The sequence below is a fragment of the Bradyrhizobium frederickii genome, assembly GCF_004570865.1.
In the GTDB taxonomy this organism is placed as follows: Bacteria; Pseudomonadota; Alphaproteobacteria; order Rhizobiales; family Xanthobacteraceae; genus Bradyrhizobium; species Bradyrhizobium frederickii.
In genome coordinates, this window is record NZ_SPQS01000016.1 from 87052 (window position 1) to 101339 (window position 14288).

Below are 14288 nucleotides of genomic sequence, written 5' to 3' on the forward strand. Positions count from 1 at the left end.
ATTACTCCGCAATGCGCTCGACGAAGCGCGTCTTGATCGGCAGCTTGGCGGCCGCCAGGGTCAGCGCCTCACGCGCCGTCTGGGTGTTGACGCCGTCGATCTCGAACAGCACCCGGCCCGGCTTGACGCGCGCGACCCACAATTCCGGCGAACCCTTGCCGGAGCCCATGCGGACTTCGGCCGGCTTCTTCGACACCGGAACGTCCGGGAACACGCGGATCCAGACGCGGCCGGCGCGCTTCATGTGGCGGGTCAGCGCGCGGCGAGCGGCTTCGATCTGGCGCGCGGTGACGCGCTCAGGCTCGGTCGCCTTCAGGCCGAACTGGCCGAACGCCAACGTCGCGCCCGAAGACGCAACGCCGTGGATGCGGCCCTTATGCGCCTTCCGGAACTTCGTTTTCTTAGGTTGCATCATGGCTTTGAGCCCTCAAATTCTCAGTGCAGATCAGGCTGCAGCCGTATCGCGGCGCTGACGGCCACCACGATCGCTGCTGCCACCCGTCTCGCCTTCGGCCATTCTCTTGTCCTGGGCCATCGGATCGTGCTCGAGGATCTCGCCCTTGAAGATCCAGACCTTGACGCCGCAGGTGCCGAAGGTCGTGAACGCGGTCGCAACGCCGTAGTCGATGTCGGCGCGCAGCGTATGCAGCGGCACGCGACCTTCGCGGTACCATTCCATGCGCGCGATTTCCGCACCGCCCAGACGACCCGAGCAGTTGATGCGGATGCCTTCCGCGCCGAGACGCATCGCCGACTGCACGGCGCGCTTCATGGCCCGGCGGAACGCCACGCGGCGCTCCAGCTGCTGCGCGATCGACTCGGCCACCAGCGTCGCATCGAGCTCCGGCTTGCGGATCTCGACGATGTTGATGACGACGTCGGACGAGGTGATGTCCGCGACCTTCTTGCGCAGCTTGTCGATGTCGGCGCCCTTCTTGCCGATCACCACGCCCGGACGGGCCGAGTGGATGGTGACGCGGCACTTCTTGTGCGGACGCTCGATCACGATGCGGGCGACGGCCGCCTGCTTGAGCTCCTTGTGCAGGATCTCACGGATCTTGACGTCCTCGTGCAGCAGCTTGCCGTATTCCTGCTTGCCGGCGAACCAGCGGGAATCCCAGGTACGGTTGATGCCGAGGCGCAGACCGATCGGATTGATCTTTTGACCCATCGTGTTCTCCTGCGCCCTTAAGCGGCGGCTTCAGCTTCGACCTGACGAACGATGATCGTCAGCTGCGAAAATGGTTTGTAGACCCGGCCCGAGCGGCCGCGACCGCGAGCGGCGAAGCGCTTCATCACAAGACCGTTGCCGACGAAGGCCTGCGCCACGACGAGATCATCGACGTCGAGGTCGTGGTTGTTCTCGGCGTTGGCGATGGCCGATTCCAGGCACTTCTTGACGTCGACCGCGATCCGCTTGCGCGAAAACTGCAGATCGGCGAGCGCAGCAGCAGCCTTCCGGCCGCGAATGAGCTGGGCGACCAGGTTGAGCTTCTGCGGGCTCACCCGCAGCATCCGGGCGACCGCCTTGGCCTCGGTGTCGGCGAGGCTCCGTTCGCGCTTAGGTTTGCTCATCGTTTAATCCTCAAGCCTTCTTGGCTTTCTTGTCGCCGGAGTGGCCATGGAAGGTCCGGGTCGGCGAGAACTCGCCGAACTTGTGACCGACCATTTCCTCGTTGACGGCCACCGGCACGTGCTTCTGACCGTTGTAGACGCCGAAGGTCAGGCCGACGAACTGCGGCAGGATCGTCGAACGACGGCTCCAGATCTTGATGACGTCGTGACGGCCGGACGCGCGCGCGGCATCTGCCTTCTTGAGCAGAGAACCCTCGACGAACGGGCCTTTCCAGACTGAACGAACCATGTCCGGCGTTCCTTACTTCTTCCGCTTGTGGCGGCTTAGGAGAATGAATTTGTTGGTCGACTTGTTGGTGCGGGTCTTCTTGCCCTTGGTCGGCTTGCCCCACGGCGTGACCGGGTGGCGGCCGCCCGAGGTGCGACCTTCACCACCGCCGTGCGGATGGTCGATCGGGTTCATCGCGACACCGCGGTTGTGCGGGCGACGGCCCATCCAACGCTTGCGACCGGCCTTGCCGATCGAGGTGTTCATGTGATCCGGGTTCGACACCGCGCCGATCGTGCCGCGGCAACGGCCGTGCACCAGGCGCTGCTCGCCCGAATTCAGGCGGATGATGACGTAGTCCTGGTCGCGGCCGACGAGCTGGGCGTAGGTGCCGGCGGAACGGGCGAGCTGGCCGCCCTTCCCGATCTTGACCTCGATGTTGTGGATGATCGTGCCAACCGGCATGTTGCCGAGCGGCATGACGTTGCCCGGCTTCACGTCGACGTAATTGCCGGCGACGATGGTGTCACCCACGGCCAGGCGCTGCGGCGCCAGGATGTAGGCCTGCTCGCCGTCCTGATACTTGATCAGCGCGATGAAGCCGGTGCGGTTCGGATCATACTCGAGCCGCTCGACGGTCGCGGGAACGTCGATCTTCTCGCGCTTGAAATCGACGGTGCGCAGCGTCTTCTTGTGACCGCCGCCACGGAAGCGCACGGTGATGCGGCCGGTGTTGTTGCGGCCGCCCGAGGAATGCTTGCCCTCGGTGAGCGCCTTGACCGGCTTGCCCTTGTAGAGGGCCGAACGATCGACCATGACCAGCTGGCGCTGGCCCGGCGTCGTGGGGTTGAATTTCTTCAGTGCCATCGTCGTACGACCTTACAGACCGGTGGTGACGTCGATCCGGTGGCCCTCTTCGAGGGTCACGATCGCGCGCTTGGTGTTCGACTGCGAGCCGAGATTGCCGCGGAAGACCTTGGTCTTGCCCTTGCGGACCAGCGTGTTGACGCTCTTGACCTTGACGTCGAACAGCTTCTCGATCGCTTCCTTGATCTGCGGCTTGGTCGCCTTCGCGGCAACCTTGAACAGCACCTTGTTGTGCTCGGAGGCGATCGTCGCCTTTTCGGTCACGACCGGCGCAACGATCACGTCGTAGTGGCGAGCCTCGATGTTCTTCGTCATTTGAAGCGCGCCTCCAGCGCATCGATGGCGGCCTTGGTCAGAACGAGCTTCTGACGGCGCAGGATGTCATAGACGTTGATGCCCTGGATCGGCAGCACGTCCATGTTCGGGATGTTGCGGGCCGCAGCGGCAAAACCGTTGTTGAGCTCGGCACCGTCGATGATCAGCGCGTTGGTCAAGCCCAGACCCGAGAAATGACCGAGCAACGCCTTGGTCTTGGCGGCTTCCAGCGCGGCCTTGTCGATCACGACGAGATCGCCGTCCTTGGCCTTGGCCGAGAGCGCATGCTTCAGAGCCAGCGCGCGGACCTTCTTCGGCAAATCGGTGGCGTGCGAGCGCACCACCGGACCGAAGGCACGACCGCCGCCGCGGAACTGCGGCACGCGGGCCGAGCCGTGACGAGCACCGCCGGTGCCCTTCTGCTTGTACATCTTCTTGCCGGTGCGCCAGATCTCCGCGCGGCCCTTGGCCTTGTGCGTACCGGCCTGGCGCTTGTTGAGCTGCCACTGCACGCAACGTGCAATGATGTCCTGGCGCGGCTCGAGGCCGAAAATGGTGTCGGAGAGCTGGACCGAGCCGGCTTCCTTACCTTCGAGGGTGGTGACCTTCAATTCCATCTCACGCCTCCTGCGCAGCCGGAGCGGCTTCCGCGTCGCCAGCAACCTTGAACTTGCCGGGCTTCGGAGCGTCCTTCGGCAGCGGCTTCTTGACGGCGTCGCGCACGCGGATCCAGCCGCCCTTGGAGCCGGGAACGGCACCTTCGACGAGGATCAGGCCGCGCTCGACATCGGTCTGGACGACGCGAAGGTTGAGCGTGGTGATGCGGTCGACACCCATGTGGCCGGGCATCTTCTTGTTCTTCCAGGTCTTGCCGGGATCCTGACGACCGCCGGTCGAACCGATCGAACGGTGCGAGACCGACACGCCGTGGGTGGCGCGCAAACCGCCGAAGTTCCAGCGCTTCATGCCGCCGGCGAACCCCTTACCCACCGAGGTGCCGGTGACGTCGACGAACTGACCGACGACGAAGTGATCCGCAAGGATCTCGGCGCCGACGGGGATCATCGCGTCCTGCGAGACGCGGAATTCCTCGACCCGCCGCTTCGGCTCGACCTTGGCGACCGCGAACTGGCCGCGTTCCGCCTTGGGCATGTAAACGGTCTTGCGGCTGCCAGAACCGAGCTGGAGCGCGACGTAACCGTTCTTTTCTTCGGTACGGTGGCCTACGACCTGGCAATTGCCGAGCTTCAGCACGGTCACGGGGATATGTTCGCCGGCCTCTGTAAAGACCCGCGTCATCCCGACCTTTTGTGCGATCACTCCGGAGCGCATCGGCTTGCTTCCTGTTCTTTCTGTCCTTGCGGACTAGCTAATCTTCGTAAGTGAGCATGACCCGATCCGAAAACCGGTGCCCACTTTTCGGGGCATGCTCAGAGCTTGATCTCGACGTCGACACCGGCGGCCAGGTCGAGCTTCATCAAAGCATCGACGGTCTGCGGGGTCGGATCGACGATGTCGAGCAGGCGCTTGTGAGTGCGCATCTCGAACTGCTCGCGGCTCTTCTTGTCGACGTGGGGCGAACGGTTGACGGTGAACTTCTCGATGCGGGTGGGCAGCGGAATAGGTCCGCGGACCTGCGCGCCGGTGCGTTTCGCCGTGTTCACGATCTCGCGGGTCGACGTATCGAGGATACGATGGTCGAACGCCTTGAGACGGATACGAATGTTTTGGCCGTTCATTGCCGTGCTTTCTCTAGTGAGTGGCGAGTAGCGAGTAGCGAATAGAGATCCCTATTCGCCACTCACCATTCCCTATTCGCTTGTTACTCGATGATCGAGGCGACGACGCCGGCGCCGACGGTGCGGCCACCTTCGCGGATCGCGAAGCGGAGCTTCTCTTCCATCGCGATCGGCACGATCAGGTGCACTTCCATCGCGATGTTGTCGCCCGGCATCACCATCTCGGTGCCTTCCGGCAGATGCACCACACCGGTCACGTCGGTGGTGCGGAAGTAGAACTGCGGACGGTAGTTGGTGAAGAACGGGGTGTGGCGACCGCCCTCTTCCTTGGTGAGGATGTAAGCCTCAGCCTTGAACTTGGTGTGCGGCTTGACCGAACCCGGCTTGCACAGCACCTGGCCGCGCTCGACGTCTTCGCGCTTGGTGCCGCGGAGCAGCGCACCGATGTTGTCGCCGGCCTGGCCCTGATCGAGCAGCTTGCGGAACATTTCGACGCCGGTGACCGTGGTCTTCTGCGTGGCGCGCAGACCGACGATCTCGATTTCCTCGCCGACCTTGACGACGCCGCGCTCGACACGGCCGGTCACGACGGTGCCGCGGCCCGAGATCGAGAACACGTCTTCGACCGGCATCAGGAACGGCTGGTCGATCGGACGCTCCGGCTGCGGGATGTACTCGTCGACGTTCTTCATCAGCTCGAGAATGGCGTCGTGGCCGAGCTTCTTGTCGGAATCTTCGAGGGCGGCGAGCGCCGAGCCCTTGATGATCGGGATCTTGTCGCCCGGGAAGTCGTACTTGGAGAGCAGCTCGCGGACTTCGAGCTCGACGAGCTCGAGCAGCTCCGGATCGTCGACCATGTCGCACTTGTTGAGGAACACGACGAGCGCGGGCACGCCGACCTGGCGGGCGAGCAGGATGTGCTCGCGGGTCTGCGGCATCGGGCCGTCAGCGGCCGACACGACCAGGATCGCACCGTCCATCTGGGCGGCGCCGGTGATCATGTTCTTGACGTAGTCGGCGTGGCCGGGGCAGTCGACGTGGGCGTAGTGACGGTTCGGCGTCTCATACTCGACGTGCGCGGTCGAGATGGTGATGCCGCGCGCCTTCTCTTCCGGCGCCTTGTCGATCTGGTCGTACGCGGTGAACGTCGCACCGCCGGCTTCGGCGAGAACCTTGGTGATCGCCGCGGTCAGCGACGTCTTGCCATGGTCGACGTGACCGATGGTGCCGATGTTGCAGTGCGGCTTGTTACGTTCAAACTTTGCTTTGGCCATTTGACTCTCCGTTCAATCGTCAGCTTTAGACCGACGACAATCAGGCAAACTTCTTCTGGACTTCTGCCGACACGTTGGCCGGCGCTTCTGCGTAGTGGTCGAACTGCATGGTGAAGGTCGCGCGACCCTGGCTCATCGAGCGCAGGTTGTTCACGTAACCGAACATGTTCATGAGCGGCACCATCGCATTGATGACGTTGGCGTTGCCGCGCATGTCCTGACCCTGGATCTGACCGCGCCGGGAATTCAGGTCGCCGATGACCGAGCCGGTGTAGTCTTCCGGGGTCACGACTTCGACCTTCATGATCGGCTCGAGCAGGACGGACTTGCCCTTCTGCAGGGCTTCGCGGAATGCCGCGCGCGCTGCGATTTCGAAGGCGAGCGCCGACGAGTCGACGTCGTGATACTTGCCGTCGACCAGCTGAACCTTGACGTCGACCACAGGGAAGCCCGCGACCACGCCGGAGCTCATCACGCTGTTGAGGCCCTTTTCGACGCCGGGGATGTATTCCTTCGGAACCGCACCGCCGACGATCTTGGACTCGAACTCGTAGCCCTTGCCGGGCTCGTTCGGCTCGACCACGATCGACACTTCCGCGAACTGACCGGTACCGCCGGTCTGCTTCTTGTGGGTGTACTTGACCTCGGCCTTCTTGGTGACGCGCTCACGGAACGCAACCTGCGGGGCGCCGATGTTGGCGTCGACCTTGTAGGTGCGCTTGAGAATGTCGACCTTGATGTCGAGATGGAGTTCGCCCATGCCCTTGAGGATGGTCTGGCCGGACTCCTGGTCGGTCGACACGCGGAAGGACGGATCCTCCGCGGCGAGCTTGGCCAGCGCCACGCCCAGCTTTTCCTGGTCGGCCTTGGACTTCGGCTCGATCGCGATCTCGATGACCGGCTCGGGGAATTCCATCTTCTCCAGGATCACCTGCTTGTCGGGATCGCACAGCGTGTCACCGGTGCGCGCTTCCTTCAGGCCGGCCAGCGCGACGATGTCGCCGGCATAGGCTTCCTTGATGTCTTCGCGGTTGTTCGCATGCATCAACAGCATGCGCCCGATGCGCTCTTTCTTCTCGCGCGTCGAGTTCACGACGCCGGTGCCGCTCTGCAGCACGCCGGAATAGATGCGGCAGAAGGTGATGGTGCCGACGAACGGGTCGTCCATGATCTTGAACGCAAGCAGCGCCAGCGGCTCCTTGTCGTCCGCCTTGCGCACGACCTCGTTGCCGCGGTCGTCGGTGCCCTTGATCGCGGGCACGTCGATCGGCGACGGCAGATAGTCGACGACGGCGTCGAGCAGCGGCTGCACGCCCTTGTTCTTGAAGGCCGAGCCGCACAGCACCGGATAGAACGCGCCGGTCAGCACCGCCTTGCGGATCAGCCGCTTCAGCGTCGCCTCGTCCGGCTCCTTGCCGTCGAGATAGGCGGCCATGGCGTCGTCGTCGAGCTCGACGGCGGCTTCCACCATCTTCTCGCGGTATTCCTTGGCCTGCTCGACGAGATCCTCGGGAATGTCGACATAATCGAACTTCGCGCCGAGCGATTCATCGTTCCAGATGATGCCCTGCATCTTCACGAGGTCGACGAGACCCTTGAAGTTGTTCTCGGCACCGATCGGAAGCTGGATCGCGATCGGCTTGGCACCAAGGCGGTCGACGATGTCGGTCAGGCACTTGAAGAAGTCGGCGCCGGTCTTGTCCATCTTGTTGGCGAAGACGATGCGCGGAACCTTGTACTTGTCGCCCTGGCGCCAGACGGTCTCGGTCTGGGGTTCGACGCCCTGGTTCGAGTCGAGCACGCAGACGGCGCCGTCGAGCACGCGCAAGCTGCGCTCGACCTCGATGGTGAAGTCGACGTGGCCGGGGGTGTCGATGATGTTCAGGCGCTTGCCGGCCCAGAACGCGGTGGTCGCAGCCGAGGTGATCGTGATGCCACGCTCCTGCTCCTGCTCCATCCAGTCCATCGTCGCGGCACCTTCGTGCACTTCGCCGATCTTGTGGCTCTTGCCGGTGTAATAGAGGATGCGCTCGGTCGTCGTGGTCTTGCCGGCGTCGATATGCGCCATGATACCGAAGTTACGGTAGTCCTCGATGGCATGTTGGCGGGGCATGAGTCGTTCCTTGCGAGTCCGAGTGTGTCGCCGTTACCAGCGATAATGCGAGAAGGCGCGGTTGGCTTCCGCCATCCGATGCACGTCTTCACGCTTCTTGACGGCGTTCCCGCGGTTGTTCGATGCGTCCAGCAGCTCGGCCGAAAGCCGTTCGGTCATGGTCTTCTCGTTGCGCTCGCGCGCGGCCGAGATCAGCCAGCGGATGCCCAGCGCCTGCCGGCGGGTCGAGCGAACCTCGACCGGAACCTGGTAAGTCGCGCCGCCGACGCGGCGAGAACGAACCTCGATCGTCGGCATGACGTTCTCGAGCGCCTGCTCGAACACGCCGAGCGGGTTCTGCTTGGTCTTGGATTCGATGATACCGAACGCACCGTAGACGATGCCCTCGGCGACCGACTTCTTGCCGGCATACATCACCGAGTTCATGAACTTCGTGACGATGATGTTCCCGAACTTCGGATCGGGAAGGACTTCGCGCTTTTCCGCTGAGTGGCGACGAGACATAGAGCTGGTTCCCGCTTACTTCGGACGCTTCGCGCCGTACTTCGAACGACGCTGCTTACGGTTCTTGACGCCCTGGGTATCCAGAACGCCGCGGAGGATGTGGTAACGCACGCCGGGCAAGTCCTTGACGCGGCCGCCGCGGATCATGACCACCGAGTGCTCCTGGAGGTTATGGCCCTCGCCGGGGATGTAGCCGATCACCTCGAAGCCATTGGTCAGGCGCACCTTGGCGACCTTACGAAGCGCCGAGTTCGGCTTCTTCGGGGTCGTGGTGTAGACGCGGGTGCAAACACCACGCTTCTGCGGCGACTGCTGCAGCGCCGGCACCTTCTTGCGCGACTTCTGCACTTCACGCGGTTGAGCGATCAGCTGGTTGATCGTCGGCATCCTGGCCTTACCCTTTGTTCTGTCGCGGCCCCTTTCGGATCCGCTGTCTTGCCGCAGCCCGTTGCCGGGACTGCAAATTCTTTCGAGCCACCCGCCCGACGAGGCCGCCTTCCGCGGAACTATCCGCACAAAGCGAAATCGCGCCAACCGCCCCATTAACGGGCGGAAAGCGCTTCGACGCCACAGAGGACCGCAGTATTGAGGCCGGTCAGCGTCGAGCCGCGGCCTGCGTACTGAGGTCATGCATCCGAATTCGATCTCAAGAGAACGTGCTCAAGAGACCTAGAATCGCACTGGCATTGCCTAGCTATGATCGACAGCGTTTGAGCGGCATTCGTCGAGGTTGGTGCCCGCCTTGAGCGATCCCTTGTGGACTGGTCCTTGGGGATCTAGCGGGTGGCCCGTTCCGACGCTGGCGATGCTCACCGCCTGTCGTTAAGTGAGGCGCTTTCTATAAGTGAGAGTCGCTCAAGTCAAGGCGAAACCACAGTCACGAAGCGCTTCAGGAGCCTGTCAAAATCGCTGTTTGCCACCCTTGCCGCGCTCCCCTGATATGGGAGGCCAGCCTCCACTTGGCCAGCCTGGTTGCAATTTATACCCGGGTAAAACGCAACTTTATAACCATCGGCAAGGCTTTTCTTGCTCGTCATGCGTTAAGGGGCGTTAATCTCTCCGCTTCGGCAGTCATCGGCACCTGAGATTTCACCAGGGAGCGCCCGAAGTTTACCGCGCGACCAACGCCCGCGCGGACGTTTCGGCACTGACGATCAATTCGAATGAGAGCTCTCCGACCGAGTTTTCCGAATCGAAAACTCGTCGTCTGGTGCGGACCGCGCCGATGCCGATCACCGGAATCACCGAATCGCGGTCCGGTCACTCCTCGTCGTCGTCGTCTTCGTCGTCCTCGTCTCTGCCGTCGTCGACGGGGGCGGCTGCGCCGTGCGGCTGGTGGATCTGGTCGTTCCACAGCTTGCGATAGGTCCCGTTCTTGGCGAGCAGCTGGGCATGAGTGCCGCGTTCGATCGCCCTGCCCCCGGAAATGACGATGATCTCGTCCATCTCGACCACCGACGTCAGACGGTGGGTCGACCAGATCATGGTGCGGCCCTTGGCGACCTTGAGCAGCGTGCGGTTGATCGCAGCTTCCGTGGTCTGGTCCAGCGCCGAGGTGGCTTCGTCGAGCAGCAGCACCGATGGGTTGCGGATGATCGCGCGCGCGATCGCGATGCGCTGGCGCTGGCCGCCCGACAGGGTGTCGCCGCGTTCGCCGACCGGCGTGTCGTATCGCTGCGGCAGGCTCATGATGTAGCGGTGGATCTCGGCCTTCTTGGCGGCCTCCTCCACCTCCTCGTCGGTCGCACCCTCCTTGCCGAGCCGGATGTTCTCCCGGATCGACATGTTGAACAGCATGTTCTCCTGGAACACCACCGCCATGCTCCGGCGCAGCGAATCGAGCGTCACCTTGCGGACGTCGACGCCGTCGATGGTGACGCGCCCCTCGTCGGGCACGTAGAGCCGCAGGATCAGGTTGAGCAACGTGCTCTTGCCGGAGCCGCTCGGGCCGACGATCGCGATGCGCTTGCCTGCGTCGAGCTTGAGACTGAGATTGTCCAGCACCGGCGTCTGACTGCCCTCGTACTGGAAGGTGACGTGGTCGAAGGTGATGTCGTTGGTGATGCGCGGCAAATCGGGCGCACCGGCCCGATCGGCGCCGCGGGTCGGCTCGTCCAGCAGCTCCTGGATATGGCGGATCGCGGCGGCCGAGGAGATCGACACCGGGATGAAGTGCATCAGATGGGCGATGTTGTAGGAGACCTCCCAGAACGCGCTCTCGAAGGTGACGAAGGTGCCGATGGTGATCTGGCCCTTGGTCGCGAGATACGCGCCGATCGCGAGCACCACGAGGTGGAGCAATAGCACCGAGATGGTGACCGTCCGCTCCACCATGGTCGACAGGAATGCGGCCGAGGCGATCCTGTTGCGCGTCTCGTCGTTGCGGAAGGCGAAGAAGCCGAACATCTTGCGCTGCAGGCTGAACGCCTTGATCACGGCCTGCGCGGCCACGTTCTCCTGCACCATGCCGAGCAGCGCGCTCTCGTTGAGCTTCTGCTCGTAATTGGCCTGCACTGCCTTGGGCGTCAGGATCCGCGGGCCGATCAGCGTGATCGGAAACACGAGCAGCGCGACCACCGCGAGCTGCCAGTTCAAGAACACCATCAGGACGATGCCCGCGATCAGTTCCAGAAACGGCAGCGCGGCGCTGTTGGCGAAGGTCTTCACCGAGCCTTCGAACGCCGAGAGGTCGACCGAGAAGCGCGACAGGATCTCGCCGCGCTTGGTGCGGCCGAAATAGGCCGCGGGCAAGTCCTGGACGTGCTCGAACAGGCGTTTGCGGACGTCCGAGATGATGCAGGCGGCCAGCCGCGCATCCCAGCGCTCGTACCAGACCGCGACGATCGAGGTGAAGATGCCGGCGGCGGCGAGCACGCCGAGGATCTTGTACAGCGCATGGAAATCCTCCTCGCCGAGCGCGTCGTCGATCAGAAACTTGAGGCTGAGCGGCATGATGACGTTGAACAGCGTCTCGACGAAGACGCCGAACGCAACGAATGAGAGCATCCGCTTGTAGTTCGTCAGATAGGGTTTGACGAACCCGAGGATGGTTGCGAGCGCGCCGGCGGCTTCGCGGGCGGTAAAGACGACGAGGTCCTCGTCCTCATCGTTGTCATCGAGTTCCAGCCCGTCGTCCGCCTCGTCCTCGTCATCCTCCTCGTCGTCGAGGTCCGGCTTGGCCGCCGCGGCGAGCTTGTCGTCGAGCTCGGCCGCCTTTTCTGCGGCAAGCTTCTGTTTGTCGGGCGAGAGAGGCTTGTCGTCGGGCGAAAGAGGCTTGGATGCCATGAAACCAACCGATGCTGACGGCCGGCATGACCGCAGAGAAAGCAGGATATAGCGGCAACCGCTATTGCACCGATTCTATGCGATCAAGATGAATTCGGCAAAACAATTGGCGAATTCGACGCGTGTCCCGCGGCTATTCCTCGTCCTCGTCCTCGACCTTGTCGAAGAAGGAATAGCGCAAGCTGTCGGCGTCGGCGTACCACTGCCCCGGCCCCTTGTTGGCGGCGAGCGTCGCCTCCCAGAGCGCATCGGTGCAATCCTTACGGTGCATCGAGAGCTCGAAACCGTTACCGAAGAACAGTTCGGACCATTCCCACCAGGTGCCGAGTTTCTTGACCCCGCGCAGCAGGTCGTAGCGGTCGATCAGGGCGGGAGCCATGTCCGAGGTGATCGATCCGAACACGAGGCCGGTCTTGACCACGCGGTTGAGCTCGCGGATCGCGCGGACCACCTGCTTCGGGGAAATGTGGCAGAGGCTGGTCTCGAACACGAAGTCGAACGCGCCGTCCTTGAACGGCATGTCGGTGATCGAGCCGAGCTTGTTGTACTTCTTCAGCGCCTTCGGCGTCTTGGCGTGGATGGCGCGGTTGTTCTCGATGCCGAAGGCATCGATGCCGCGCTCGCGCAGCGCGCCGACCAGCTCGCCGCTGGCGGAGCCCGCGACGAGCAGCCTGGCGCCCTTCGTCTTGCCCCAGACGATGCCGAGCAGCTTGGTGAGATAATCGGGGTCGGTAAAGTGGCGCCACGCCTCGTGATAGGGACCGAGGCCGCGATAGTTCTCGAAATAATCGCGATCGATCTTGTCGGAGAGCGGCTTGTCCTCCTGCGCCCGTTCCCGGCGCAGGCGCATCATCTCGGTCAGGATGATGTCGGTGGCGGCGTCGGAGGAGTCGAGCAGGCCGTTCAGCGTCGAGTCGAACAGATAGTCGCCGACCACCACGATGCCCGGATGCTCCTTCGGCTCCGGCCGGTGATTGGTCATGACGTCGCGCACGGGCAGACCGCCCGGTATGGCGTTCACTGACGACAGCCAGCGGTGGATCTTGCCTTCCATGAAATGCGAACGCGCATCGCCGAGCGAGGCCGGCAGCGACTTCAGCGCGGCGTCGATCAGCTCCTGGTCCGACAGGTTGGCGAAGGCCAGCGCGTCGGAGCCGGGAATCAGCCAGTTCAGCACGCCGTGCTTGCCGACGTCGTGGCGCGCGCCCTCGTTGTAGACGCAGCAGCCGCCGAAGGCTTCCGACATGAACCAGGCGCCGGGAATCTTCTCCCCCCAGAACGGCGTGTCGAACAGGATCGAGACGCGCAGGTAATGCGCGGGACGGTCGAAATAGGAGACGTGCTTGACCATCGACTTGCGCAGCTGTTCGCCTTCCCAGCCGAGCGTGGCGAGCCAGGAATGCGGCAGGCAGACCAGCACGAGATCGAAGTCGCGGGTCTCCGGTCCCTTGCCGTTCATCATCTTGAGCTGGTAGCGGCCGGTCGGCGCCTTGCCCACGGCGAGCACGCGATGATTGAGCTGGATGTCGGCGTTGACCTCCGACTGCAGGCACTCGATCAGCTGCTCATTGCCGTTCTGGATGGAATAGAGGCCGATATAGCCGTCGACATCCATCAGGTAGTTCTTGAGCGCGTTGAGGCCGTTGGTGTTGTGGCTCTCGGTCGCGATGTCGGAGCGCGCCATCACCTTGAAGAAGCGCTTGGCGGTCTCGTCCTCGACCTCCTCGTCGAGCACCTGCTCGGCGGTCTTGTAGGCCCAGGGATTCTCGTTGTCGTGCGCGCCGACGCCCTCGTAATATTCGACCGGCGACAACATCTCGGTGCAGCGCTCGCGAAAGGCCTCGATCGCAGCCGCGGTCTTGGCGCCGTATTTGCGGCGCATGCCGGGCACATCGTTGAGCAGCTCGCCGCCGAGATGCACCTGCTCGGCGTCCATCGGGATGGTCTGCAGGCCGAAATGCTGGATCAACTCGCGCAGCGGATCCGGACCCGTCATCGAGTAATCGTAGATCTCGGCCACGCCGGCCTCGTAGATCGCGGGCGCCGAATCGAACTTGCGCGTGACGATCTTGCCGCCGAGCCGGTCCGAGGCCTCGTAGATGGTGACGCGGCAGAGATCGCCAAGCTTGCGCTTCAGGTACCAGGCGCTCATCAGCCCACCGGGACCGCCGCCTACGATTGCGAGATCAAGCATATGAGTTCCGTGGTCTCCCGGTCCGCCCCCTTCGCGGGACCACCGGTCTAAACTCTCCTAGCAGAAGCCCTTTTGCGCCTGAAGGAAAGATGAACAAAGGCTGATCCTGCATTGCAGCAAGCGAGGAATGCAGCAAAAAGGCCGGCTTGCGCCG

At 63.3% G+C, this 14288-nt stretch carries 16 protein-coding genes; 1 reads left to right on the top strand and 15 read right to left on the bottom strand.

Annotated elements, in window-relative coordinates; genetic code table 11:
• Position 1: 1 nt before the first annotated feature.
• From rplP to rpsL, 13 genes are all read right to left on the bottom strand, one after another.
• A complete protein-coding gene (rplP, locus tag E4K64_RS25875) occupies positions 2–415 on the bottom strand; it encodes a 50S ribosomal protein L16 (protein ID WP_008136349.1) in 414 nt (137 codons plus the stop codon).
• A gap of 30 nt (positions 416–445) precedes the next feature.
• Positions 446–1171: a 30S ribosomal protein S3 gene (rpsC, locus tag E4K64_RS25880; RefSeq protein WP_092294149.1), complete on the bottom strand. Its 726-nt coding sequence runs from the start codon at positions 1169–1171 to the stop codon at positions 446–448.
• 17 nt (positions 1172–1188) lie between these two features.
• On the bottom strand, positions 1189–1575 hold the full coding sequence (gene rplV, locus E4K64_RS25885; protein WP_126258106.1) for a 50S ribosomal protein L22: 387 nt from the start codon (positions 1573–1575) through the stop codon (positions 1189–1191).
• 10 nt (positions 1576–1585) lie between these two features.
• On the bottom strand, positions 1586–1864 hold the full coding sequence (gene rpsS / locus E4K64_RS25890; protein WP_008136357.1) for a 30S ribosomal protein S19: 279 nt from the start codon (positions 1862–1864) through the stop codon (positions 1586–1588).
• A gap of 12 nt (positions 1865–1876) precedes the next feature.
• The gene (gene rplB / locus E4K64_RS25895; protein WP_126258105.1) at positions 1877–2710 is read right to left on the bottom strand and encodes a 50S ribosomal protein L2; all 834 of its coding nucleotides are present in this window, start codon (positions 2708–2710) and stop codon (positions 1877–1879) included.
• Positions 2711–2722: 12 nt separating this feature from the next.
• Positions 2723–3025, bottom strand: a complete 303-nt coding sequence (locus tag E4K64_RS25900) for a 50S ribosomal protein L23 (RefSeq protein WP_028137022.1) — start codon at positions 3023–3025, stop codon at positions 2723–2725.
• Positions 3022–3642: a 50S ribosomal protein L4 gene (gene rplD, locus E4K64_RS25905; protein ID WP_074116741.1), complete on the bottom strand. Its 621-nt coding sequence runs from the start codon at positions 3640–3642 to the stop codon at positions 3022–3024. The genes E4K64_RS25900 and rplD overlap by 4 nt, the downstream gene beginning before the upstream one ends.
• Before the next feature lies 1 nt (position 3643).
• Positions 3644–4357 (bottom strand): 50S ribosomal protein L3, encoded by a 714-nt coding sequence (gene rplC, locus E4K64_RS25910; RefSeq protein ID WP_135166014.1) that lies wholly within the window; start codon positions 4355–4357, stop codon positions 3644–3646.
• Between the two features lie 98 nt (positions 4358–4455).
• Positions 4456–4764 carry a 30S ribosomal protein S10 gene (gene rpsJ, locus E4K64_RS25915; RefSeq protein ID WP_002712302.1) on the bottom strand — a complete coding sequence of 103 codons (309 nt, stop codon included), beginning with the start codon at positions 4762–4764 and terminating at the stop codon, positions 4456–4458.
• Positions 4765–4847: 83 nt separating this feature from the next.
• Positions 4848–6038, bottom strand: a complete 1191-nt coding sequence (gene tuf, locus E4K64_RS25920) for an elongation factor Tu (RefSeq protein WP_126258104.1) — start codon at positions 6036–6038, stop codon at positions 4848–4850.
• 40 nt (positions 6039–6078) lie between these two features.
• Complete coding sequence (gene fusA / locus E4K64_RS25925; protein ID WP_126258103.1) at positions 6079–8151, bottom strand: elongation factor G; 2073 nt, start codon at positions 8149–8151, stop codon at positions 6079–6081.
• A gap of 33 nt (positions 8152–8184) precedes the next feature.
• Positions 8185–8655: a 30S ribosomal protein S7 gene (rpsG, locus tag E4K64_RS25930; RefSeq protein ID WP_008136420.1), complete on the bottom strand. Its 471-nt coding sequence runs from the start codon at positions 8653–8655 to the stop codon at positions 8185–8187.
• A 15-nt stretch (positions 8656–8670) separates the two neighbouring features.
• Entirely contained in the window at positions 8671–9042 is a 372-nt protein-coding gene (rpsL, locus tag E4K64_RS25935) for a 30S ribosomal protein S12 (protein ID WP_007603006.1), read from the bottom strand.
• 572 nt (positions 9043–9614) lie between these two features.
• On the opposite strand from rpsL, the gene E4K64_RS41635 reads away from it, so the two are divergent.
• Complete coding sequence (locus tag E4K64_RS41635; protein WP_283812335.1) at positions 9615–9740, top strand: hypothetical protein; 126 nt, start codon at positions 9615–9617, stop codon at positions 9738–9740.
• Positions 9741–9915: 175 nt separating this feature from the next.
• Here the strand turns inward: E4K64_RS41635 and E4K64_RS25940 are convergent, their stop codons facing one another.
• Positions 9916–11940: an ABC transporter ATP-binding protein gene (locus E4K64_RS25940; RefSeq protein ID WP_135166015.1), complete on the bottom strand. Its 2025-nt coding sequence runs from the start codon at positions 11938–11940 to the stop codon at positions 9916–9918.
• A gap of 133 nt (positions 11941–12073) precedes the next feature.
• Entirely contained in the window at positions 12074–14134 is a 2061-nt protein-coding gene (locus E4K64_RS25945; RefSeq protein ID WP_135166016.1) for an FAD-dependent oxidoreductase, read from the bottom strand.
• Between the last annotated feature and the right edge of the window lie 154 nt (positions 14135–14288).

Excerpts from the sequence above, each read along its gene's own strand:
- rplP (WP_008136349.1), bottom strand. The coding sequence starts at position 415 with ATGATGCAACCTAAGAAAACGAAGTTCCGGAAGGCGCATAAGGGCCGC.
- rpsC (WP_092294149.1), bottom strand. The coding sequence starts at position 1,171 with ATGGGTCAAAAGATCAATCCGATCGGTCTGCGCCTCGGCATCAACCGT.
- rplV (WP_126258106.1), bottom strand. The coding sequence starts at position 1,575 with ATGAGCAAACCTAAGCGCGAACGGAGCCTCGCCGACACCGAGGCCAAG.
- rpsS (WP_008136357.1), bottom strand. The coding sequence starts at position 1,864 with ATGGTTCGTTCAGTCTGGAAAGGCCCGTTCGTCGAGGGTTCTCTGCTC.
- rplB (WP_126258105.1), bottom strand. The coding sequence starts at position 2,710 with ATGGCACTGAAGAAATTCAACCCCACGACGCCGGGCCAGCGCCAGCTG.
- E4K64_RS25900 (WP_028137022.1), bottom strand. The coding sequence starts at position 3,025 with ATGACGAAGAACATCGAGGCTCGCCACTACGACGTGATCGTTGCGCCG.
- rplD (WP_074116741.1), bottom strand. The coding sequence starts at position 3,642 with ATGGAATTGAAGGTCACCACCCTCGAAGGTAAGGAAGCCGGCTCGGTC.
- rplC (WP_135166014.1), bottom strand. The coding sequence starts at position 4,357 with ATGCGCTCCGGAGTGATCGCACAAAAGGTCGGGATGACGCGGGTCTTT.
- rpsJ (WP_002712302.1), bottom strand. The coding sequence starts at position 4,764 with ATGAACGGCCAAAACATTCGTATCCGTCTCAAGGCGTTCGACCATCGT.
- tuf (WP_126258104.1), bottom strand. The coding sequence starts at position 6,038 with ATGGCCAAAGCAAAGTTTGAACGTAACAAGCCGCACTGCAACATCGGC.
- fusA (WP_126258103.1), bottom strand. The coding sequence starts at position 8,151 with ATGCCCCGCCAACATGCCATCGAGGACTACCGTAACTTCGGTATCATG.
- rpsG (WP_008136420.1), bottom strand. The coding sequence starts at position 8,655 with ATGTCTCGTCGCCACTCAGCGGAAAAGCGCGAAGTCCTTCCCGATCCG.
- rpsL (WP_007603006.1), bottom strand. The coding sequence starts at position 9,042 with ATGCCGACGATCAACCAGCTGATCGCTCAACCGCGTGAAGTGCAGAAG.
- E4K64_RS25940 (WP_135166015.1), bottom strand. The coding sequence starts at position 11,940 with ATGGCATCCAAGCCTCTTTCGCCCGACGACAAGCCTCTCTCGCCCGAC.
- E4K64_RS25945 (WP_135166016.1), bottom strand. The coding sequence starts at position 14,134 with ATGCTTGATCTCGCAATCGTAGGCGGCGGTCCCGGTGGGCTGATGAGC.